The sequence below is a fragment of the Defluviimonas aquaemixtae genome (assembly GCF_900302475.1).
GTDB lineage: Bacteria > Pseudomonadota > Alphaproteobacteria > Rhodobacterales > Rhodobacteraceae > Albidovulum > Albidovulum aquaemixtae.
The window spans coordinates 2004324-2026404 of the sequence record NZ_OMOQ01000001.1 but is presented as its reverse complement, the minus strand read 5'-3'; the positions used below and the strand labels follow the sequence as shown (position 1 = coordinate 2026404).

The following is a 22081-nucleotide window of genomic DNA, read 5'->3' as shown; positions in this document are numbered from 1 at the left end:
GGATATGCGATGACAGTGTTCCGGCCCGACAACCTGAGCGATGCGCTGGGATTCCTGTCCGAAGCGCCAGCCGTCGTGCTTGCGGGCGGAACGGACGTGTTTCCGTCGCTCGGCGACCGCCCGGCGCCGCCCCGCGTTCTGGATGTGACGGCTGTTTCAGACATTCGCGGGATCGCGCGGGACGGCGATGTCTGGCGGATCGGCGCGGGCGTGACCTGGTCGGAGCTGATCCGTGCGGAGCTGCCAGCTCAGTTCGACGCGTTGAAGGTCGCCGGACGGCAGGTGGGATCGGTGCAGATCCAGAACACCGGGACGATTGCGGGCAATATCTGCAATGCCTCGCCCGCGGCGGACGGTGTGCCGGTCCTGCTGGCGCTGGACGCGTCGGTGGAGCTTGCCTCGGCTGGCGGTCGGCGGGTCGTGCCGCTGTCAGAGTTTGTTACCGGCAATCGCAGGACCTTGCGCCGCCCGGACGAAATTGTGACAGCTGTCCATGTGCCGCGCATGGAGGGACAGGTCTGGTCCGCGTTCGAGAAGCTCGGCAGTCGTGCCTATCTGGTCATCTCGATTGTGTCGCTGGCGATGGTCTTGCGCTTCGATGGCCGGGTCGTGGCCGACGCGCGGATCGCCGCCGGGGCCTGTTCGGAGGTGCCCATGCGGCTCGCCGCGTTGGAAGGCGATCTGGTTGGGCAGGAGGCCGCCGCGCTCGGGCAGGTCGTGCGGCCGGAGCATTTCGGAGGGCTCAAACCGATCGGCGATGTTCGCGGGACCGCCGCCTATCGTCGGGTCGCTGTCGGGACGCTTGCCATACGGATGCTGGACGGATGCGGGACGAGGCTATGAGCGCCGTCTCCTTCTCCTTGAACGGCCGCAATGTGACGCGCGCGGCGGGCGGGCTCGAACGGCTTGCGACGATCCTCAGGCGTGATTTTGGCTGCATGGACGTCAAGGTCGGCTGCGACGCCGGTGATTGTGGGGCCTGCACGGTTCTGGTTGACGGCGCGCCTGTCTGCGCGTGCATAACGGCGGCATCCCAGGTCGCGGGCAGGCGCGTCGAAACGCTTGCCGGCCTTCGCGATAATGATTCAGCGTTTTCAAAACTTTCCGAGGCGTTTCTTGCGCACGGGGCGGCGCAGTGCGGGATCTGTACTCCCGGTATGCTGGTCTCGGCGATGGCGCTTCTGCGCGGCAATCCCGCGCCGAGCGAGCGCGAGGTCGAGGACGCGCTGGGCGGCGTGCTTTGCCGTTGCACCGGCTACCGCAAGATCATCGACGCGGTGATGGGCACCGCCGCTCCACGCGTCGGCGAAGGCGTCGTGGGGGCGGGGATTCCGCGCGTCGATGGTGCCCGCAAGATCGACGGGACCGAGGTGTTCGGCGACGACGCTGTGCCGCATAATGCCTTGGTATTGAAGGTCATTCGCGCACCGCACGACCGCTGTCGTTTCACCTTCGGAAACCTAGATGACTATGCGCGGGTGATGCGCCTCGACCTGATCCTCACGGCGAAGGACGTGCCCGGGAAGAACCGCTTTGGCGTCATTCCGGGGTTCATCGACCAGCCGGTGTACGCCGCAGGCGAGGCGCTGTTTCGAGGCGAAGCGGTCGCTGCCGTCGTGGGCCGTCCGGATGTGATTGCGGCGCTCGACCTGACGGAATTCCCGGTCGCGTGGGAGTCGTGCGACTCCGTGCGCGAGGCCGAAGCAGCGAAGGCGATGGCGGAGATACATCCGGGGCGGTCGAAAAACGTGATGTGCCATGGACTTGTTCGGCGAGGTGACGCTGAATCGGCGCTTGCGCGAGCCGATGTCGTGGCCGAGATCAGGCTCGAGACCAGCTTCATAGAGCACGCCTATATCGAGCCCGAGGCGGGCTACGCGGACTGGAAGGATGGCCGGATCGAGGTGCATGGCGGCACACAGGCGCCGCACATGAACCGCGAGTCCCTTGCGGACATACTGGACCTGCCGGCAGAGGCGGTGCGCGTCGTGCCGACAGCGGTGGGCGGCGGCTTTGGATCGAAGCTCGACCTGTCGTTTCAGCCGCATGTGGCGCTTGCCGCGATGCGGTTGGAACGACCGGTTCGGGTGGCTTATTCACGTGCAGAGTCAATGGCTTCCACTACCAAGCGACACCCTGCGCGGATGCACGTGCGTGCCGGAGCGACGAAGGACGGCCGGCTATCGGGCTTCACCTTCGACGGTACGTTCAACACCGGTGCCTATGCGTCGTGGGGGCCGACGGTCGCGAACCGCGTGCCGGTTCATGCGGGCGGACCCTACATCCACGCCGGCTACCGCGCGCGGGCCGAGGCAGTGAACACGAACTGTGTTCCGGCAGGCGCGTTCCGGGGTTTCGGCGTGCCGCAGGCGGCGATCGCGCAGGAGGCGGTGTTCGACGATCTGGCCGAAAAGCTCGGAATGGACCGGCTCGAGTTTCGGCTTCTGAACGCGCTCGACAACGGCGTACCGACGACGACCGGCCAGGTCTTCGACGGAGCGGTGGGGATCAGGCCCTGCCTCGAGGCGCTGCGGCCGGCATGGCGTGTGGCATTAAAGAAAGCGCATGATTTCAACGCGCAGGGCGGAGTTCTTTGTGCGGGCGCAGGCATATGCTGCGGGTGGTACGGTTGTGGCAATACCTCTCTGCCCAATCCGTCCACCATCCGGGCGGGGATCACCGCTGACGGCCGTGTCGTCCTTCACCAGGGCGCAATGGATATCGGGCAGGGCGCGAACACGGTCGTCACGCAGATTTTCGCGGAGGCGCTCGGCGTGGACGTCGCGAGCGTGGCGATCATCGGGCCGGATACCGACGCGACGCCGGACGGAGGCAAAACCTCTGCCTCACGTCAGACCTATGTGTCGGGGAACGCGGCGCGCCTCACCGGGCTGGCACTTCGGTCCGAGCTCCTGCGTTTGACCAACTGCACCGAGGGTGTGATCGCCATCGGGGCAGGAGCAGTGACCGTGACCGCGTGCGATGGCGTCGTCCACCAAGCGGCGCTGCCAGAGGGTGAAGGCTACGTCCTGGAGGCTGCCGAGACATACGACCCGCCGACCTCGCCGCTCGACGAGAACGGTCAGGGCGTTCCCTACGCCGTCTACGGCTACACCGCGCAGTTGGTGGAACTGACCGTCGACACCGGGCTCGGCACCGTGAAGCTCGACCATATCCATGCGGCCCACGACGTGGGCCGGGCGATCAACCCGGTTCTGGTCGAGGGGCAGGTTCACGGCGGAGTGGCCCAAGGTATCGGGCTCGCACTGATGGAAGAGTACATACCCGGCAGCACCAACAACCTGCATGACTACCTGATACCGACCATCGGAGACGTGCCGCCGATTACATCGCATATCATTGAGGTGCCGGACCCGCACGGCCCCTACGGAGCGAAGGGCCTCGGCGAGCATGTCCTGATCCCGACCGCGCCTGCGATCCTTTCGGCGATCCGGCACGCCACGGGCGCGCTTATCACGCGCCTTCCGGCGACGCCCGACCGGGTTCTGGCGGCGATCCGCACCGCGAGGGGGGACTGAGATGGTCCGTCAGAGCGTCGAGGCCCGAATGGAAGGCAAGATCCGTTGCGACGCCTGCCCGGTCATGTGCTACATCGCCGAAGGCCGCGCCGGGGCTTGCGACCGCTACGCCAACCACGAGGGCGAACTCGTGCGGCTCGATCCCTTCACGGTGCTTCAGGCGGCGACTGAGAGCGACGGGCAGGTCGTACCGTTCCTGGAACTCGAAGCGGGTGAGTGGGACGGCGATATTCTCAGAACCGCACGGCCGTTCATCACCGCGATCGGCGCGGGCACGACCTATCCCGACTACAAGCCCGCGCCTTTCATTGTCGCCCAGAGCTATGACGACGTCGACATGGTCACCGTCGTCACCGAAGGAATCTTCTCCTATTGCGGAGCCAAGGTGAAGATCGATACCGATCGCTATCTGGGCGCCGAGACGGCTGCCGTGCGGGTGGAGGGCGAGCCGATCGGGCATGTAACAACGGCCGAGTATGGCTCTCAGATGCTGTCGCTCGGCGGTGTCCATCACCTCACCGGCGGCGGCAAGAAGGAGGGCCGCGTGACCTGCGACGCGCTGCTCAGACTCTGCAACCGCGAAGCCGTCGAAGTGACGATCGACGGCGGCGCCGACGTCGTCCTGCAGGCGGGGAAGCCACCTATCGTCAACGGCGTCACGGAACAGCTCATGCGGGTCGGCTGCGGCTCGGCCGCTATCGGCATGTTCGCCAAGCAATGGCACGGACTGGTAGACGAGGTCGTCGTCGTTGACGACCACATCACTGGGGTCCTCTCGGAGCATCAGGCTGGAAAGGTTCTGGGCGTAGAGCCCACAGGCATCAAGATCCTCGGGCGCAAGTCGACGCCCGGCCGCTATTTCCGGGTGGCCGAGCCCGGCACGGGCTGGGGCGGCACGAATATCGAGGACCCGTTGACGATTCTCGGGCCCTGGCGCGCACCGGCGCGGCCGGGGCTCACGCTCCTGATGGTCTCGACGACCGGGGAGCAATGGGGCTACTTCGCATTGGACGACGACCTGATGCCGGTGCCGGCAAGCCTGCCGGAAAATCTCAGGACCTCGGTCGAACGGATCGCGGAGAACTGTGAACCCTCCGTCACTTCAGTTCTTTTCATGGGCGGAGCCGGCGGCAGCCTGCGCGCGGGTGTGACGGAAAATCCCGTCCGGCTCACCCGCTCGGTGCGCGAAGCGGTGACGCGCGTCACCTGTGGCGGGGCGGAGTGCTACGTCTGGCCAGGCGGCGGCATCACCTTCATGGCCGACGTGACGGAGATGCCATCGAATGCCTTCGGCTACGTCCCGACGCCGGCACTAGTCGCGCCGATCGAGTTCACGCTGAGATTGAGCGACTACAAGGCGCTCGGCGGGCATATGGAAACGGTGCGACGGGTCGAGGAGATCGAAGGCGAGATCGAGCGCCGCCTCTCGGTCAAGCGAGACAGGTAGGGGTCTCCGATTGCGCGCCTTCCAGGCGCATATCATTGTCTCGCGCCCACTGCCGGGCAGTGGACGCTCGGATCTGCCTCCGGCGGGAGTATTTTCCGACAGAAAGTGAGGTCAGCCCTCAACGACCTCCGGCAACCGCGTAGCGGGCGGGGTGTTTCGGCTGCGGGTAGTGCGGACGATGCCGTCGATTATGGTCATGCCGACGCCCGGCAGGTTGCCCTGATGGATGCTTTCAAGCATCGACTTGCCCGGCGCGTGCTGGGCGGTGTCGATCAGGACGAAATCGGCGGCCTTGCCTGGCTCGATGATGCCGCAGTCGAGATCGCGCATCCGGGCGGTGTTGCCGGTGGCGAAGCAGAACACGATCTCGGGCGGCACGTCGCCGAGCGACGAGAGCATCGCAATCATCCTGAGGATGCCGAGCGGCTGCACGCCGGAGCCCGCGGGCGCATCAGTGCCGAGGATGATGCGGTCGGGCTGTTTCAGTTCGAACGCGGTCCGCATCGCGAGAAGCCCGGCGCGTTCGTTGCCGTTGTGAACGATCTCGATGCCGCGCAGGCAGCTCTCGCAGAGGCAGGTGATCTGGTCGTCGGGCAAGGCCGTGTGACCGCCGTTGATGTGCCCGATGATGTCGGCATCGGCCTCCAGCACGACGTCCTTGTCGATGAGGCCCGAGCCGGGGATCGAAGGGCCGCCAGTATGTATCGTCGACTGAATACCGTATTTTCGCGCCCATTTGACCATCTGGCCCGCCGTCTCGCCGGCCTTGACTGACCCGAGGCCGACCTCGCCCAGAAGCTTCACGCCGGCCTCGGCGAGGTCCTTGAAATCGCTCTCGACCATGCCCTCTTCCAGCACCGGAGCGCCGGAATGGACCTTGACACCCGACGGGCGGAAATTTTCGTACCAGCGCTGCGCGGCGATCGCCATCGCCTTGAGGCCGACGATGTCCTTGGGCCTCCCCGGCGCATGCACTTCGCCCGCCGAGATCATCGTGGTGACGCCGCCGTGGAGGCACGAGTCGATCCAGTGAAGCTGCTGCTGACGCGGTGTGTAGTCGCCGATAACGGGGTGGACGTGGCTGTCGATGAGGCCGGGGCAGAGCGTGATGCCTTTGGCGTCCACGATGGTCGTCGCCTTTTCGGTGTCGAGGTCCTTCTCGTGGCCAACGGCGGCAATCCGGTCGCCCTCGCAGACCACGCAGTCGCCGTCGATCAGCGGCTCCTCGATCTTGCCCGAGAGAATCTGGCCGATATGGCGGACAACGAGCTTGGTCTCGGGCATGGCGGGACTCCCTTCGTGTTCGGTGATGGTCCCACAACAACCCTTTGCGGGCAAACGGTAACTGGCCCTATGCTTCGGGGAAGAAGCAGGCAGCCTTCTGGCGCCCGCCTTCGAGTTCCGGCCGTTCGGCGCGGCAGCGGTCTTGGGCCTTCCAACAGCGCGGCGCGAAGGGGCAGCCGCGCGGCACGTTCAGAGGCGAGGGCAGTTCGCCCTCGAGCTTGATCCGGGTCTTCGCGGCTTTCGGGTCTGCGATGGGGGTCGCCGACAGAAGCGCCTTGCTGTATGGGTGCTTCGGATGGGCGAATATCTCGTGCTTCGGGCCGATTTCGACCGGGCGCCCGAGATACATGACGATGATGTCGTCGGCCATGTGCTTCACGACCGAGAGGTCATGGCTGATGAAGAGGTAAGCGAGGCCGAGCCTTTCCTGGAGGTCGACGAGGAGGTTCAGGATCTGGCTCTGGATCGAGAGGTCGAGCGCCGAGACAGGCTCATCAAGAACCAGCACCTTGGGCTCCAGCATCAGCGCGCGGGCGACCGCGATGCGCTGACGCTGGCCGCCCGAGAACATGTGCGGATAACGGTCGAAATGCTCGGGACGGAGACCGACGAGCTTCAGCATTTCGCGCGCCTTGGCCTCGCGGTCGGAAGCGGGCGTCTCGGGGCGATTGATCTTCAATGGTTCCTCGAGGATCGCACCGATCCGCTGACGTGGATTGAGCGAGCCGTAGGGGTCCTGGAAAACAATCTGGACGTCGGTTCGCAGGTCCGCCCAGTTGTCGGGACGTACCTTCTTGCCACCGATTGAGAAGCTGCCCGACGTTGGCTCCTCGATCATCGTGATCAGCCGCGCGAGCGTGGACTTGCCGCAGCCGGACTCGCCCACAATTGCGAGCGTCTTGCCGGGTTCGAGCGAGAAGCTCGTCTCGGAGACGGCGCGCACCGTGCCGCCCTTGGAGAAGAGGCCGCCTCTAACCTCATAGTGGCGGGTCAGATTGTCGGCGACGACAACGGGTTCACTCATGCCTCCGCCTCCGCCTTGGCGCTCATAGGATAGTGGCAGCGCGCATAGCCCATTGCCTTGTCCCGCGGCTCGGGCGGGACCGAGCGGCACGTCTCGTCGGAATACCGGCAGCGCGGGCTGAAGAGGCAGCCCTGGGGCCGGTCGAACTGACCGGGCACTACACCCGGGATCGTCGGCAGGTGGCGCGTTGTCGCGCGTTCCGGAAGCGCCGCGAGGAGGGCGGCGGTGTAGGGGTGATGCGGCGTCTCGAACAGATCGGCGACGGGCTGTTCCTCGACCTTCTGGCCGGCGTACTGGACCGAGACGCGCTCGGCCGTTTCGGCCACGACACCCATGTCGTGTGTGATCAGGATCAGCGCCATTCCGGTGTCCTTCTGCAACCCCGTTAGCAGGTCGAGTATCTGCGCCTGAATCGTCACGTCGAGCGCCGTCGTTGGTTCGTCGGCGATCAGGAGCTTTGGGTTGCACGCGATCGCCATGGCGATCATCACGCGCTGGTTCATGCCGCCTGAAAGCTGGTGAGGGAAGGCGCGGAGACGCTCTTCCGGCGCTGGAATGCCGACCAATTCGAAAAGCTCGACCGCGCGGGCGTGGCGTTCCTTCTTGTCGAGGCCGAGGTGAACGCGCAAGGCCTCCCTGATCTGGAAACCGGCCGTGAAACAGGGATTCAGCGACGACATCGGCTCTTGGAAGATCATCGCCATGTCCTTGCCGACAATGTCGCGGCGCTTGCGGGCCGAAAGGCCACGCAGATCGGTGCCGTCGAAGTTCATCACATCGGCCGTCACCGTCGCGGTCCACGGCAGCAGGCCCATGAGCGCGAGCATGGAGACGGATTTCCCGGAACCGCTCTCGCCCACGATTGCCAGGATTTCGCCCGTATCGACCGCGACATCGACACCGTCGACGGCGCGGAACTGGCCCGAGGCAGTGGCGAAATCTACCGAGAGGTTGCGGATGTCGAGAAGGGGCATTGGCTCAGCTCCGCTTCAGTTTCGGATCCAGCGCGTCGCGCAGTCCGTCGCCCATCAGGTTGATGGAGAGGACTGTGATCAGGATGGCGAGGCCGGGAAAGGTCACGACCCACCATGCACGCAGGATGAACTCGCGCGCCTCGGCAAGCATTGTGCCCCATTCCGGGGTTGGAGGCTGGGCGCCCATGCCGAGAAATCCGAGCGCGGCGGCATCGAGGATCGCTGTCGAGAATGATAGGGCGGCCTGAACGATGATGGGTGATAGGCAGTTGGGCAGGACCGTGATGAACATCAGCCGGGGCAGGCCGGCTCCGGTAACCCGGGCGGCGGTCACGTAGTCCTTGTTTTTCTCCGAGAGCACACTGGCCCGCGTAAGCCGTACGTAGTGCGGCTGAAGAACGATGGCGATGGCGATCATCGCGTTTGTGAGCGAGGGTCCTAGGATGGCCACCAGCACGAGCGCAAGAAGAAGCGAGGGGAAGGCGAGGATGATGTCCATCACCCGCATGATGATCGTGTCGACCCATTTCGGTGCGAATCCGGACAGGAGCCCCACGATGATGCCGCCCGAGGCCGCGATCGTCACGACGATGATGCCGACATAGAAGGAATAGCGCGCGCCGTGTAGGAGCCGCGAGAGCATGTCGCGCCCGACCGCGTCGGTACCGAGCGGGAAAGCGAGGCTGCCGCCCTCCTGCCAGAAGGGTGGCTGCAGAAGCGCGGTTCGGAACTGTTGGGTCGGCCCATGCGGCGCGAGCAGCGGCGCGAAGATGGCCACGAAGACGAATGCGACGAAGACCCAGAGCCCGATCACCGCGCCACGGTTCTCGCGAAAATAGTACCAGAATTCGCGCAGGCGGCCGGGGCGGTCGGGAGCGGTTTGAGCGGCGGTTGCCTCGGCCATGTCAGCGTTTCCGGATCTTGGGGTTGATGAGGCCGTAGAGGACATCGACGGTCAGGTTGACGATCATCACCATGACCGCGATGAGAAGGAGCCCCCCCTGAACGACCGGATAGTCGCGGCGGAAGATGGAATCGACCATCCACTTGCCGATGCCGGGCCAGGAGAAGATGGTCTCGGTCAGGATTGCGCCGGCAAGCAGCGTGCCGACCGACAGGCCGATGACGGTGATGACCGGGATGAGCGCGTTTCGGAGTGCGTGGACGCCGTTCACGCGGGCGGGCGCAAGCCCTTTGGCGCGCGCGGTGCGAATGTAGTCTTCGCTCAGCACCTCCAGCATCGCGGAGCGGGTCTGGCGAGCGATCACGGCGAGCGGGATGGTGCCCAGAACGATTGTCGGCAGGATCAGGTGATGGATTGCCGAGGCGAGCGCGCCCGATTGTCCGGACCGGATCGAGTCGATCAGCATGAAGCCTGTCGGATCGTCGAAGAAGTAAAGCAGGCTGATTCGCCCGGAAACGGGGGTCAGACCCAGCATTCCGGAAAAGACGATGATGAGGAGGAGCGCCCACCAGAAGATCGGCATCGAATAGCCGACCAGCGCCGAAGACATCAGCGCCCGGTCGAAAAACTTTCCGCGATTGACGGCAGCGACGACACCCGCCGGCAGCCCAAGCGCAACGGCGAAGATCATCGCGCAGAGTGACAGTTCCAGCGTTGCGGGGAAGAGCGCGAAGAATTCGTCCCAGACGGGTTTCTTCGTCACGAAGCTTTGCCCGAGATCGCCCTGGACGACGCCTCCGAGGTAGTCGACATATTGCCGCCAGAGCGGCTTGTCGAAGCCGAACTGCTGGACAAGCGCTTGATAGCGTTCCTCGCTGAGCCCCCGCTCTCCCGCCATGACGATGATCGGGTCGCCCGGCAGCACGCGGATGAATGCGAAGGATATGAGAGTCACGCCGAAAAAGGTCGGCAGGAAGGTCAGTAGGCGTGACAGGAGATATCTCAGCATCAGCCAACGATCCTTAGAGTTTTCGGTGATGTAGTGAGGGATCTGCAACCGGTATCGGTGACGACGACGTCGTCCTCGATCCGGACGCCAAAACCGTCGGCTGCGACGCGGTATAGGCCGGGTTCGATGGTGAAGACCATGCCCGGCTCCAGCACCTGATGGTTTCCCCGCATGATGTAGGGCGCCTCATGCACATCGCGGCCGAGTCCATGGCCAGTCTTGGTGCGGATGCGGTCGGCGAAGGGTGAGGCTTCGAGGACGGAGATCACGGCGTCGTCCACGTCATGGGCAGTCGCGCCTGAACGGGTCGCGGCGTGGCCCGCCACGTTGGCCTTCAGCACGGCTTCGTAGACCGCCTGCGCCTCGTCGGTCGCGTGGCCGATAAAGACGGTGCGCGTGATGTCGGCGCACAGACCCGACTTGCGGGCGCCGAAATCGAGAAGCAGCGCATCGCCGGTGCGGATCCGGTAGTCGGCGCGCGCTGTGGCGTGGGGGCGAGCGGAGTTCTCTCCCGCCGCGACAATGGCGCCGAACGCCTGCTCGTCGGCGCCTCGCGTGAAGAGCGAGGAGATCAGGCGGCGTTCGACCTCGGCCTCGGTAAGGCCGGGCTTCACCTCGGCCAGAACGTCCTCCAAGGCGACCTCCGATATGCGGATCGCCTCTTCTAGCGCCGCGATTTCCTCCAAGCTCTTGCACAGGCGCAGGCCGGAGATCTGGCGCTCGGCGTCCACGATTCTCAGACCAACCCATGCCGTGGCCATCGCATGGTGCACAAAGACCCGCATCACCTGTCCTTCGACCGCGACCGACCGGATCGGCATGTGCGCGGCCAGAGCAGCGAACGCGTCCGCATAGCCCGTCTGGTCATACCAGTCGAAGACTTCGCCGTCGAAGCTGATGAGCGCGAACGAGGCGAGTTCCAGATTGGGCACGAGCGCTGCGGGTGCGCCCTCGACCGGGATCAGAACGACGAGCGGGCGTTCGTTGGTGTGAAAGCCTTTCTTGAAGAGCCGTTCGAAGTTGCTGCCGGGGACCAGTGCCACCGCATCGACGCCCAAGTCGCGCGCGACGCGGCGATGCGCGGCAAAGCACTCGGTCATGACGGTACTTCCCCAGCAAAACGGGCGGGGCCGCAATGTGCCCCGCCCAGGAACCTCATTCGGTCAAATCGACACCATAGAAGATATGGCCGCCGAGCGGATGGACCTTATAGCCGGTCACGTTGGTCCGCATCGGCATGAAGACGACCGAATGCGCGATCGTCGCCCAGGGCGCCTGCTCCTTGAAGACGACCTGGGCCTCTTCGTAAAGCTTCGTGCGCTCGGCAATGTCAGTGATGACCTTGGCCTTCTGGATCAGCTCCTCGAAGGGCTCGTAGCACCACTGCGCGCGGTTCGAGTTCTCGCGCCCGTCGCACCCCAGCAGCACGGCGAGGAAGTTGTCCGGGTCGCCGTTGTCGCCGGTCCAGCCCAGAAGGATTGCGCCGTCACGGTCAAGCTCGCGCGAGCGGGAAAGATACTCGCCCCATTCGTAGGTGACGATCTCGACATTGACACCGACTTTGGCGAAATCGGCCTGGATGAGTTCGGCCATCCGGCGGGCGTTAGGGTTGTAGGGACGCTGTACGGGCATCGCCCAGACCTTCATGTCGAGGCTGTCGATACCTTCTTCGGCAAGCATCGCCTTGGCACCTTCGGGATCGAAGGGATCGTCCACGACCGCGTCATTGTAGGACCACATCGTCGGCGGGATCGGGTTCTTCGCGATCTGACCGGAGCCCTGGAAGACGACGTCGATGATCGCCTGCTTGTCGATCGCCATGTTGAGCGCCTTCCGGACCTTCGCATTGTCGAAGGGCGCCTGAGTCGTGTTATAGGCGAGATAGCCGACGTTCAGGCCTTCCTGTTCCAGCATCTGGATTTCGGAATCTGCCTTGATCGCCTCGATATCCGCAGGGTTCGGATACGGCATGACATGGCATTCGCCGGCCTTCAGCTTCTGGTAGCGCACGGATGCATCCGGAGTGACTGCGAATACGAGGTCGTCGATCGGCGAGGCGCCGCGCCAGTAGTCGGGGTTCGACTTGTAGCGGATCACCGCGTCCTTCTGGTAGGCGACAAAACTGAACGGACCCGTGCCGATTGGCGCCTGGTTCAGCATTTCGGGCGTGCCCGCCTCCATCATCGCGTCGCCGTATTCCTTCGAGTGGATCGAGGCGAATCCCATCGCGAGATTCGAGATCATCGGGGCCTCGGGCCGGTTCAGCACGAACTTCACCGTGTAGTCGTCGATCTTCTCGATCGACTTGATGAGGTCGGGCATCGACATGCCGTCGAAATACTCCCACGTGCCACCGGAGATCTGGTTGTAGGGATGATCGTCGAGACGCTGACGTTCAAACGAGAAGATCACGTCGTCGGCGTTGAAGTCGCGTGTCGGCGTGAACTGGTCATTGGAGTGGAACTTCACGCCCTGGCGCAGCGTGAAAGTGTATTCCAGCCCGTCATCGGAGGCTTCCCAGCTTTCCGCAAGACCCGGAATCACATTGGTCGTGCCGGTTTCGAACAAGACCAGCTTGTCGAAAATGGTGTGTTCCGAGGCGTCGAAGGTCGTGCCGGACGTGTAGAGAGCGGGGTCGAAGCCCTCCGGCGAGCCCTCCGAGCAGTAGACCAGCGTCTTGGCGGATGCCGCGCTGCCCAGAAGCGCGACGAGCACGGCTCCGGTTGCGAATGCGTGTCTGAACATAGTTCTGTATCCTCCCTTTACTGAAATGGTTTTTGTCTTCGTTCCGCCGCTTCCTTGCGTCGGAGGCGGTGGATGGTGTCTCGACCGCCACCCTTCTCGCGAGCGGTCCTGCCAGAGTTAACTATCTTCTGCGTCCGAGTACAAATACTTCGCTCCGGCCCCGGCATCATCAAGCCCCGGGCATCGAGGCGGGGATCCACCAGTCCCGGCCACGCGAGGTCTCCACATATTCGGGCCAGCGGAAGTGGATCGGTGGATCGTAATCGCAAAGCGGAGCGATCCAGTCCTCGCCGCCGATGCCGCCGCCAGTGCGGGCGCGGAACTCGGCCATGGCCCCGTCGCGCGCCTCGACATCCTCGAGAAGCCGGACCGCGGACGCGGCGAGCACCTTGGCCGCCGTCCGCACCATCGGGTCGATGGTCGCGGGAATGCCGCCGAGCGCATTCATGACCCAAGCGGGGTAGGAGCGCCCGTCGGCTGGCTTAAGAGCTGGCCGGGCGACGTAGAACCGCGCTGTCGGCGCGTGCCAGCACATGTCCGTATAGTCGTCCGATGTGGAATGCGACTGCGACGGCGGCAGATCGCGGCGCAGGATCGCCTCGGCCGCTTCGGGTGCGACGAGGCGGGACATCTCGTCGATGAAGGGATCACGCATCGGCCCGATGTCGAGATTTCGCTGGATGTCGCGGGCGGCGTCTTTCGCCCTGTCGTCCCATTCGGGCGCGCCGACCGCCTGCATCGCCTGCCATACGATCCGCGCAATCGCGTGGTTGGCCAGGCCGGGGCGCGATTTCGAGACCCAGTGCCGTTCGACACGGCATCCGGTCATGGCTGCCGCCGCCTCGGCGTTGCGGTCAAGCGCGGCCGTCACCTGTTCGGCCATGGCGATCGTCGGCGTGCGGATCATGTACTGGATCTCGGCAAGCCCCGCCGGCAGATTGTCGGCCGTCGCCTGTCCGGCCGTCAGGATCGCCTCCGAGATAGACCACCCGCCCTGATGCGGCAGCATCGCGTCGCGCAGTGCCTTCGACGACTGGTGCATCGACATCAACGCGTCGGTGGCGCCGGGTGCGCGCACGGCCGAATGCGCCTGCGGAATCGGCGCGCCGTCCAGCGCGCCCCAGGTCTCGGGCGCGTCGCAGAAGAAGCGGTAGACCATCGAAAACGCCGCGCCACAATGCGTGTCCCAACGAACCGTGTTGCAGAGCGGAAGCATGTAGAACGGATGGAACGACAGCATCGCGGTGAGCCCGTCGTAGTAGCCCTTCGACGCATGGATCGGCTTTGAGCCCCGGACCTTCTCTGCCGGTTCGCCAGTGAAGCGCAGGCCGCCCTTCAACCCATGTTTCTCCATCGCCGCCTTGGTCGCGAGAAGCCCGCCGAGCGCGCCGATGCCGAGACCGGAATGCGGATCGGTGTGGCCACCGGCCTGAAAGCCCAGCCCCTGGCGCGGCTCGCGTCGCGTCGTCGCGGCCTGACAATTGCCTGGCACCGCGTCGTATTCGGCGTACATGCCGATCACGGGTCCGTCGCCGCTGGCCCATTCCGCGCAGAAGGCGGTCGGCATTCCGCCCGAGCCTTCCTCAACCGCGAAGCCCTCGGCCCGCAACCGCTCGATATACCAGGCGGCGGACCGGTACTCGCGCCACGCTGTCTCGCCGAAATCGAAGATCGTCGCGCACCACTCCGACAGATGGCCCGTGCGGGCGTCGACGGCTGCAATGGCGGTGGTCTGGGCGGCGGAGAACGTCATGCGCCTTCTCGTTTGCGGCTGAGGCGCAGGTTGGCCGCTTTCGCGCGCGGCGGCAACGCCCTATCCACTTCCGTCACGCCGTCAGATCGCGCGCCACTTCGAAGAAAGCTTGGACGAGCTTGCCGCCCCGCCGTTCGCGCAGGCAGACGAGCGCTTCCTCCATCGTAAGATTGCCAGCCCCCTGCAACGGGATCTGCACGAGCCGCGCATCAGCGCCGAACTCCGCCTCTGACACGAAGCCGATACCCGCGCCCGAGGCCACGATCTCGCGCACCGCCTCGCGGCCTTCGGCCTCGATAACGGGGGTCAGCGTGACGCCCGCAGTGGCGGCCGCATCCTCGAGCTTGCGGCGGGTTTTCGAGCCCTTTTCGCGCAGGACGAGCGGCAGCGCTATCAACTCCTGGATTTGCAATGCGTCGCGTGCCGCGAGCGGGTGACTCCGGGCGGCGAAGGCCACGATCGGCGTGACGTTTAGGCGCAGCGCTTCGAGATCGCGGCTTTCGGGCACGTCCCCGAGGACGCCGATATCGGCCTCGTAGGCGTGAAGGGCTGCGAGCACGCTTTCTGTATTGCCTGCTCGGACCGTGACCCTGACCCCTGAATACCGGTCGCGGAACCGCGCGAGGATGTGCAGGAGATGATGCGCGCTGTCGGCCATGACGCGGAGCGTACCGGAGCGCAGCGCGCGCTGTTCGGACAAAAGCTCCAGTGCCTGATGCTCGTTGTCGAAGAGACGGCGCGTGATTTCCAAAAGTTTGTCGCCTTGCGGCGTGAGGCTCACCTGCTTCTTGTGCCGGTTGAAGAGCAGGACGTCATATTCCTCTTCGAGCTTGCGGACCTGATCCGAGATGGCGGGCTGGGTCAGGTGAAGCGCTTCCGCCGCGCGGGAAAACCCGCCACAGACGGCGACATGGTGGAAGGCGCGGAGCTGAACGTAACGCATGGGTTGTTGACCTACGATTAATCATAAGTAGAATCGTTGAAGTGATCCAAAATAACGATTTTACATATGAATGTCAGCGTGGAAAAAGCTGTGTCGAGAGGCCACCCCATCAGGAGTTTATGATGCCGGAATCTGCCGTGCCGCTGCCCGCGCCGAAGTTGGGCGAGCCTTATCTTCTGACTCCCGGGCCGCTGACAACCGCCTATTCCACGAAGGAAACGATGCTGAAGGACTGGGGCTCGTGGGACGCAGAATTCCGGACGATGACAAAGTCCGTGTGCAGACAGTTGGTCGCGTTGGCAGGGGACACATCCGGCGAATTCATCTGCGTGCCGATGCAGGGGTCCGGCTCCTTCTCGGTCGAGGCGATGCTCGGTACACTCGTGCCGAAGGACGGCAAGGCGCTCGTCCTGGCGAACGGGGCCTACGGACTGAGGGCGGCAGAGACGATGCGCTATCTCGGGCGTGCCTACACGCTGATTGACAAGGGCGACTACATGCCGCCCCGGGGCGATGAGGTCGCGGCGGCGCTCGACGCCGATCCGGCGATCACGCATGTGGTAGCGGTCCATTGCGAGACATCCTCGGGCATCCTCAATCCAGTCGCGGAGATTTCGGAAGCCGTCTACAAGCGGAATCGGAAGCTCCTTATCGATTCGATGTCAGCCTTCGGGGCGCTGCCGCTCGATGTGAACAAGATCCGCTACGAAGCGATGGTCTCCTCTGCCAACAAGTGCATCGAAGGCGTGCCGGGCTTCGGCTTCGTGATCGCGCGCAGGTCCGTGCTCGAAGCGGCGAAAGGCAACAGCCATTCGCTGTCTCTCGATGTCCACGCACAGTGGGCCTACATGGAAAAGACCGGCCAGTGGCGCTACACGCCACCTACTCATGTCGTCGCCGCGTTCCAGGAGGCCTTGCGCATTCATGCCGAAGAAGGCGGGGTCGCTGGCCGCGGCGCGCGATACACGAAGAACCGAGATGTCCTCGTAAAAGGAATGCGGGACCTGGGCTTCGAGACGCTGCTCAAGGACCGCTGGCTCTCGCCCATCATCGTGACCTTCTTCTGCCCGGCCGATCCGAACTTCGACTTCTCGACATTCTATGATCTGATGAAAGCCAAGGGCTTTATCATCTATCCCGGCAAGCTGACCGTGGTGGACAGCTTCCGGATCGGCTGCATCGGTCGGCTCGACGAGCACGTGATGCGAAATGTCATTCAGGCCGCAAAAGATGCTTTGGCCGATATGGGGGTGACAAGCGCCGCGCCGCCTGAAGCCGCCATCGCCGAACGCGCCAAGCTGGCCGCCTGAGGCGGCACCGATATCCGACGGAAGGACAAGAGATGAACATGATCAACCGCGCGCCCGTCACGGCGAACGACCGGGTCTACCCCTGGCCGAAGGTGCCGGCGGTGGCCATCTGCCTGGATGGGTGCGAGCCGGAATACCTCGATGCGGCCATCGCCGAGGGGCTGATGCCGACGCTGAAGCGGATGCGCGAAGAAGGCACCGACCGGCTGGCGAATTCGGTAATTCCGTCCTTCACCAACCCCAACAACCTCTCCATCGCGACAGGCCGCCCGCCTTCCGTCCACGGCATCTGCGGCAACTATCTCTTCGAGCCGGAAACTGGGCAGGAAGTAATGATGAACGACGTGCGGTTTCTGCGTGCGCCGACCGTTTTCGCCGAATTCCATAACGCCGGCGCCCGTGTCGCGGTCGTAACCGCCAAGGACAAGCTGCGCGCGCTTTTGGGGGCGGGTCTCAGGTTCGACGAGGACCGGGCAATCTGCTTTTCGTCGGAGAAGTCGGATACGACGACAATGGCCGAGAACGGCATCGAGAATGCGAGTGAGTGGCTCAGGATGCCGGTGCCCGAGGTCTATTCGGCCGACCTGTCGGAGTTCGTCTTTGCGGCGGGCGTGAAACTCCTGCGCGAATGGAAACCCGACGTGATGTATCTGTCCACGACCGACTACATCCAGCACAAGTTCGCGCCCGATGAGCAGGGGGCGAAGGACTTCTACGCGATGTTTGACCGCTATCTCGCCGAACTCGGCGCGCTGGGCGCAGCCATTGTGGTGACCGCCGATCACGGCATGAAGCCCAAGCACGGGTCGGACGGATTGCCCGCCGTCATCTACGTGCAGGATATGCTTGACGACTGGCTGGGCAAGGAGGTCGCCCGCGTGATCCTGCCGATCACCGACCCCTACGTCGTCCATCACGGCGCGCTCGGCTCCTTCGCCACGGTCTATCTGCCGGAAGGCGCGGACCGGGCCGACATCATGGACCGGCTCGCCGCGCAGGAGGGGATGATGCTCGTCATCGACCGCGACGAGGCGGTGAAACGGTTCGAATTGCCCGCGGACAGGATCGGCGACATCGTCATGATCTCGGGCGAGAACATGACGATCGGGACATCCGCCCATCGCCATGACCTCGCGGCCCTGAAGGAGCCGCTGCGGTCTCACGGCGGGCTGACGGAGCAGGAGGTGCCGTTCATCGTCAACCGCAGGATCGACTTGCCGAGTGCACCGGAGCTTCGCAATTTCGATGCCTTCTTCTACGCAACCACGGCGGCGGCGCTTTGACATGAAGGACGCGACAAAGAGCAAGTCCGAGGTCCGCCGCGAAGGCATGCGGATTGAGGGCGAAAAGGTCTTCACCGACGAGGTCGTGGAGGTTCGCTACGCCTATACCGACGAGGTTATCGGCACGGTTCCTGCAGGCAAGGCCGAACATGCCCGCAAGGCGTTCGAGATTGCCGCCGCTTACAAACCCAAGCTTACCCGCTACGAGCGCCAGCAGATCCTGTTCCGCGCGGCCGAACTGATCCGCGGGCGGCGCGAGGAGATTGCGCATTGGCTGGTCCTGGAATTGGGCATCTGCAAGCAGCATGCGCTGTATGAGACCGGGCGCAGCTACGACGTGTTCACGCTGGCCGGGCAACTCGCCATCCAGGATGACGGCCAGATATTCTCGTGCGACCTTACGCCCCACGGCAAGGACCGCAAGATCTACACGAAGCGCGAGCCGGTCCGCGCGATTTCCGCGATCACGCCGTTCAATCATCCGCTCAACATGGTCGCGCACAAGATCGCGCCCGCGATCGCGACGAACAACTGCGTCGTCTGCAAGCCGACCGAACAGACGCCGCTCACGGCGATCACGCTGGCCGATATCCTCTACGAAGCCGGGCTGCCGCCCGAGATGTTTCAGATCGTGACCGGCTGGCCCAAGGATATCGGCGAGGAGATGATCACAAACGAGAACATCGACATCATTACCTTCACCGGAGGCGTGTCTGTGGGAAAGTTGATCGCCGCGAAGGCGGGCTACAAGCGGCAGGCGCTGGAGCTTGGCGGTAACGATCCGCTGATCGTGCTCAACGATCTCGACGACGGCGATCTGGACAAGGCTGCGGCGCTCGCGGTCGCAGGCGCGACGGGCAATTCCGGCCAGCGCTGCACGGCGGTGAAGCGCATCCTTGTGCAGGAAAGCGTGGCCGACCGGTTCGTGCCGATGGTTTTGAAAAAGGCCAAGGCGATCCGCTTCGGCGATCCGATGGATCCCGAGACCCAGCTCGGTTGCGTGATCCATGCCGAGGCCGCCGCGCTGTTCGAAAAGCGCGTCTACATGGCGGCCGAGCAGGGCGCGAAGGTGCTTTACGATCCCGGCCGCAGTGGCGCGCTGTTGCCGCCCATCGTCGTCGATCACGTGCCGCATGACAGCGAACTGGTGATGGAGGAGACCTTCGGGCCGATCGTGCCCATCGTCCGCGTGTCCGATGACGATGCAGAGGTGATACGAATTTCGAACTCAACGCCCTTCGGCTTGTCCTCCGGCGTCTGCACCAACGATTTCCGCCGCATGCAGTCCTATATCGAGGGGCTGAACGTCGGCACCGTGAACATCTGGGAACAGCCCGGTTATCGGATCGAGATGTCACCCTTCGGCGGGATCAAGGATTCGGGTAACGGAGTGAAGGAGGGCGTGCTTGAGGCGATGAAATTCTTCACCAACGTGAAGACCTATTCTCTGCCGTGGCCACGCTGAGTGCGCTTCCCTCGCGTCGGAGGAGTCCGCGGTGAGCGTGGGAGTCTTCGGCGGGAGTATTTTTCGAACAGAAGAAGGGGGATGGCGTGAGAACTCATACCGAAGGCGAGTCGAACACGTCCGAAGCGCGCCGCGACTGGGTTGCGCGCCATCCCGACGCGGCGACGCGGGAGCTTCTGGCCCGCGACGCCGCTGCGTTCCTTCACCAGAGCCTGTCCTCGCCCTGCCTGAACACCGTCGCCAAGGCCGATGGGATTTGGCTCCAGGACACGTCAGGGCGGCGCTACATGGATTTCCATGGCAATTCAGTCCATCACATCGGCTATGCGCATCCCCGCGTCGTGGCCGCGATCAAGGCGCAGATTGACGACCTGAGCTTCTCGCCGCGTCGCTTCACCAACGAAGTGTCGGTGGAGCTGGCGGAGAAACTGGGCGAGCTGGCGCCGGATGATCTCGGCAAGGTGCTGTTCACCACCGGCGGCTCGGATGCGAACGAGGTGGCGATGAAGATCGCACGGGCGGCGACTGGGCGGTTCAAGACCGTGAGTTTCTGGGACGCCTTCCACGGCGCTGGCTTCGGGGCGTCGAGCGTCGGCGGTGAGGCGACGTTCCGGTCGCATATCACCGGGCCGCTTCTCCCCGGGGCGGAGCATGTCGCGCCCTTCAACTGCTACCGCTGCGCATATGGGCATCCGGGGCCGGAGACCTGCGGGCTCGCCTGCGCGAAGATGGTCGAGTTCGTGCTGGAGCGCGAGGGCGATGTCGCCGCCGTGATCGCCGAGCCGATGCGGGCCGTCCCGGTCGTGCCCCCGCCGGGATACTGGCGCGCGGTGCGCGAGGCCTGCAACCGTCACGGCGCTCTCCTGATCATGGACGAAATTCCGACTGGTCTCGGCAAGACGGGACGCATGTTCGCATTCGAGCACGACGAGGTGATCCCCGACATTGTGACGTTGGGCAAGGCGCTAGGTGGGGGCATCCTGCCAATCGCGGCGGTGATTGCTCGGCGTGATCTCGATGTTTGCGGCGACTTCGCCATCGGGCACTACACACACGAAAAGAACCCGGTCACGGCGCGGGCGGCGCTGGAGACGATCGCGATCATCCGCGAAGAGGGGCTGGTCGAGCGCGCCGCAGTGCTGGGGGCGCATGCCCTGAGCCGGCTGCGCGAAGCGCTCCGCGACGTTGCCATCGTCGGCGACGTTCGTGGGCGGGGCCTCATGTTCGGCGCCGAGATCGTCGAGGATCGTGAGAGCCGCGCGCCTGCGCCTGCGCGTGCCGAGCGGATCTACTACTGGTGCCTCGAGGCCGGTCTGAGCTTCAAGGTCAGCGCCGGCTGCGTCCTGACGCTTTCGCCGCCCCTGACGATCGGACAGGACGATCTTGACCGGGCGCTCGGCATCGTCGCGGAGGCGATCTGGGCCGAGGCGGGCTAAGTCACACTGCAAGCGTCAGCGTGGTCTCCGCCGCCGCGAGCGCCTCGGAGATCGCCGCGCCCGGCACGCCGTCTGTGACTATTTCCCCGATCTCGGCAAGTTCCGCGACGGCGATCAGGCCGTGCCGCCCGAATTTCGTGTGATCGGTCACAACGACCCGCCGTTCGCCGCGAGATAGCATCAACCGCGCAATCTCGGCCTCGTCGAGATCGTAGTCCATGACGCCAGAATGATCGACCGCGCCGGCCGAGATGACCGCGTGATTGACGGTGAAGCGGGCGATGAAATCGAGCGCGGACTTGCCGAAAGCTGCGCCGGAATCGCTGCGAAGCTCGCCGCCGGCCATGTAGACGCGATTGCCGTTCACCGTGGCGAGCGTGCGGGCGACGTCGGAGGAATTCGTGACCACCGTGAGCCGCCGATGGCCCATCAATTCACGCGCGACGTAGCTTGTCGTCGTTCCTGTATCTAGCATGATCGTCTCACCATCGCGGATCGAGGCCGCAAGCGTCCGGGCGATGGCTTTTTTTGCCTCGGCGTTCTCGCGCATGCGCTTCTGGAAGGGGGCTTCGCCGATCTGGCCGGCCAGCCCCACGGCGCCGTGAATTCGAACGACGACACCCGTTTCTGTGAGTGGTTTCACGTCCCGTCGTACGGTTTCGAGTGATACACCGAGCTCGCGGGCCAGCGCCGAAATCGTCGCGGAGCCTTCGGATTCGAGGATCTTCAGAATGTCTGCATGTCGTTTGGAGAGCATCGGGCACCGTCACGAGTTGCTCGAACCTTAGGCCTGGCCGCCGGAATTCACAAGTTTCGGCCGAAATTCGGGCATTGAAATCACAAAATGCCACGTGAAAGCGTTGACGGAATCGCCCCAATGGCTCCTACTTGACGCAAGGGACGGGGCGAGGCGCCAAGTTTGCGCCCGAGACCTTTCGTTCCAAAGGACCGGCGAGAGCCGGCTG

The 22081-nt window shown here is 64.4% G+C and carries 17 protein-coding genes; 7 read left to right on the top strand and 10 right to left on the bottom strand.

The features are described 5' to 3' along the window. The first annotated feature begins 9 nt into the window (after positions 1-9). From DEA8626_RS09930 to DEA8626_RS09920, 3 genes are read left to right on the top strand one after another with little or no spacing between them, the layout of a single operon-like run. Complete coding sequence (locus DEA8626_RS09930; protein WP_108852802.1) at positions 10-843, top strand: FAD binding domain-containing protein; 834 nt, start codon at positions 10-12, stop codon at positions 841-843. After that, entirely contained in the window at positions 840-3539 is a 2700-nt protein-coding gene (locus DEA8626_RS09925; RefSeq protein WP_245890817.1) for a molybdopterin-dependent oxidoreductase, read from the top strand. The genes DEA8626_RS09930 and DEA8626_RS09925 overlap by 4 nt, the downstream gene beginning before the upstream one ends. Before the next feature lies 1 nt (position 3540). Further along, positions 3541-4986, top strand: a complete 1446-nt coding sequence (locus tag DEA8626_RS09920) for a 6-hydroxynicotinate reductase (RefSeq protein WP_108852800.1) — start codon at positions 3541-3543, stop codon at positions 4984-4986. A gap of 111 nt (positions 4987-5097) precedes the next feature. Here DEA8626_RS09920 and DEA8626_RS09915 read toward each other — a convergent pair whose 3' ends face one another. From DEA8626_RS09915 to DEA8626_RS09875, 9 genes are all read right to left on the bottom strand, one after another. Further along, positions 5098-6270: an amidohydrolase family protein gene (locus DEA8626_RS09915; protein ID WP_108852799.1), complete on the bottom strand. Its 1173-nt coding sequence runs from the start codon at positions 6268-6270 to the stop codon at positions 5098-5100. Between the two features lie 67 nt (positions 6271-6337). Beyond that, positions 6338-7294 (bottom strand): ABC transporter ATP-binding protein, encoded by a 957-nt coding sequence (locus tag DEA8626_RS09910; RefSeq protein WP_108852798.1) that lies wholly within the window; start codon positions 7292-7294, stop codon positions 6338-6340. Further along, complete coding sequence (locus DEA8626_RS09905; RefSeq protein WP_108852797.1) at positions 7291-8268, bottom strand: ABC transporter ATP-binding protein; 978 nt, start codon at positions 8266-8268, stop codon at positions 7291-7293. The genes DEA8626_RS09910 and DEA8626_RS09905 overlap by 4 nt, the downstream gene beginning before the upstream one ends. Before the next feature lie 4 nt (positions 8269-8272). Further along, entirely contained in the window at positions 8273-9172 is a 900-nt protein-coding gene (locus DEA8626_RS09900) for an ABC transporter permease subunit (protein ID WP_108852796.1), read from the bottom strand. Between the two features lies 1 nt (position 9173). Continuing rightward, the gene (locus tag DEA8626_RS09895; protein WP_108852795.1) at positions 9174-10181 is read right to left on the bottom strand and encodes an ABC transporter permease subunit; all 1008 of its coding nucleotides are present in this window, start codon (positions 10179-10181) and stop codon (positions 9174-9176) included. Then, a complete protein-coding gene (locus tag DEA8626_RS09890; RefSeq protein WP_108852794.1) occupies positions 10181-11281 on the bottom strand; it encodes a M24 family metallopeptidase in 1101 nt (366 codons plus the stop codon). The genes DEA8626_RS09895 and DEA8626_RS09890 overlap by 1 nt, the downstream gene beginning before the upstream one ends. A gap of 55 nt (positions 11282-11336) precedes the next feature. After that, positions 11337-12926, bottom strand: a complete 1590-nt coding sequence (locus tag DEA8626_RS09885) for an ABC transporter substrate-binding protein (protein ID WP_108852793.1) — start codon at positions 12924-12926, stop codon at positions 11337-11339. A 169-nt stretch (positions 12927-13095) separates the two neighbouring features. Beyond that, a complete protein-coding gene (locus DEA8626_RS09880) occupies positions 13096-14679 on the bottom strand; it encodes a zinc-binding metallopeptidase family protein (RefSeq protein WP_108852792.1) in 1584 nt (527 codons plus the stop codon). 73 nt (positions 14680-14752) lie between these two features. Then, the gene (locus tag DEA8626_RS09875) at positions 14753-15622 is read right to left on the bottom strand and encodes a LysR substrate-binding domain-containing protein (protein ID WP_108852791.1); all 870 of its coding nucleotides are present in this window, start codon (positions 15620-15622) and stop codon (positions 14753-14755) included. Between the two features lie 122 nt (positions 15623-15744). On the opposite strand from DEA8626_RS09875, the gene DEA8626_RS09870 reads away from it, so the two are divergent. From DEA8626_RS09870 to pbfA, 4 genes are all read left to right on the top strand, one after another. Next, positions 15745-16932: a 2-aminoethylphosphonate--pyruvate transaminase gene (locus tag DEA8626_RS09870; RefSeq protein ID WP_219929182.1), complete on the top strand. Its 1188-nt coding sequence runs from the start codon at positions 15745-15747 to the stop codon at positions 16930-16932. Positions 16933-16964: 32 nt separating this feature from the next. After that, positions 16965-18215 carry a phosphonoacetate hydrolase gene (gene phnA / locus DEA8626_RS09865; RefSeq protein WP_108852789.1) on the top strand — a complete coding sequence of 417 codons (1251 nt, stop codon included), beginning with the start codon at positions 16965-16967 and terminating at the stop codon, positions 18213-18215. Between the two features lies 1 nt (position 18216). Next, positions 18217-19680 carry a phosphonoacetaldehyde dehydrogenase gene (gene phnY, locus DEA8626_RS09860; protein ID WP_108852788.1) on the top strand — a complete coding sequence of 488 codons (1464 nt, stop codon included), beginning with the start codon at positions 18217-18219 and terminating at the stop codon, positions 19678-19680. Between the two features lie 86 nt (positions 19681-19766). After that, positions 19767-21116 carry a (R)-1-hydroxy-2-aminoethylphosphonate ammonia-lyase gene (gene pbfA / locus DEA8626_RS09855; protein WP_108852787.1) on the top strand — a complete coding sequence of 450 codons (1350 nt, stop codon included), beginning with the start codon at positions 19767-19769 and terminating at the stop codon, positions 21114-21116. Position 21117: 1 nt separating this feature from the next. Here the strand turns inward: pbfA and DEA8626_RS09850 are convergent, their stop codons facing one another. Then, positions 21118-21873, bottom strand: coding sequence for a DeoR/GlpR family DNA-binding transcription regulator (locus DEA8626_RS09850; protein ID WP_108852786.1), 756 nt, complete (start codon positions 21871-21873; stop codon positions 21118-21120). Between the last annotated feature and the right edge of the window lie 208 nt (positions 21874-22081).

Excerpts from the sequence above, each read along its gene's own strand:
- DEA8626_RS09925 (WP_245890817.1), top strand. The coding sequence starts at position 840 with ATGAGCGCCGTCTCCTTCTCCTTGAACGGCCGCAATGTGACGCGCGCG.
- DEA8626_RS09850 (WP_108852786.1), bottom strand. The coding sequence starts at position 21,873 with ATGCTCTCCAAACGACATGCAGACATTCTGAAGATCCTCGAATCCGAA.
- phnA (WP_108852789.1), top strand. The coding sequence starts at position 16,965 with ATGAACATGATCAACCGCGCGCCCGTCACGGCGAACGACCGGGTCTAC.
- DEA8626_RS09910 (WP_108852798.1), bottom strand. The coding sequence starts at position 7,294 with ATGAGTGAACCCGTTGTCGTCGCCGACAATCTGACCCGCCACTATGAG.
- DEA8626_RS09930 (WP_108852802.1), top strand. The coding sequence starts at position 10 with ATGACAGTGTTCCGGCCCGACAACCTGAGCGATGCGCTGGGATTCCTG.
- DEA8626_RS09920 (WP_108852800.1), top strand. The coding sequence starts at position 3,541 with ATGGTCCGTCAGAGCGTCGAGGCCCGAATGGAAGGCAAGATCCGTTGC.
- DEA8626_RS09870 (WP_219929182.1), top strand. The coding sequence starts at position 15,745 with ATGCCGGAATCTGCCGTGCCGCTGCCCGCGCCGAAGTTGGGCGAGCCT.
- DEA8626_RS09885 (WP_108852793.1), bottom strand. The coding sequence starts at position 12,926 with ATGTTCAGACACGCATTCGCAACCGGAGCCGTGCTCGTCGCGCTTCTG.
- DEA8626_RS09880 (WP_108852792.1), bottom strand. The coding sequence starts at position 14,679 with ATGACGTTCTCCGCCGCCCAGACCACCGCCATTGCAGCCGTCGACGCC.
- phnY (WP_108852788.1), top strand. The coding sequence starts at position 18,217 with ATGAAGGACGCGACAAAGAGCAAGTCCGAGGTCCGCCGCGAAGGCATG.
- DEA8626_RS09915 (WP_108852799.1), bottom strand. The coding sequence starts at position 6,270 with ATGCCCGAGACCAAGCTCGTTGTCCGCCATATCGGCCAGATTCTCTCG.
- DEA8626_RS09895 (WP_108852795.1), bottom strand. The coding sequence starts at position 10,181 with ATGCTGAGATATCTCCTGTCACGCCTACTGACCTTCCTGCCGACCTTT.
- DEA8626_RS09890 (WP_108852794.1), bottom strand. The coding sequence starts at position 11,281 with ATGACCGAGTGCTTTGCCGCGCATCGCCGCGTCGCGCGCGACTTGGGC.
- DEA8626_RS09900 (WP_108852796.1), bottom strand. The coding sequence starts at position 9,172 with ATGGCCGAGGCAACCGCCGCTCAAACCGCTCCCGACCGCCCCGGCCGC.
- DEA8626_RS09875 (WP_108852791.1), bottom strand. The coding sequence starts at position 15,622 with ATGCGTTACGTTCAGCTCCGCGCCTTCCACCATGTCGCCGTCTGTGGC.
- DEA8626_RS09905 (WP_108852797.1), bottom strand. The coding sequence starts at position 8,268 with ATGCCCCTTCTCGACATCCGCAACCTCTCGGTAGATTTCGCCACTGCC.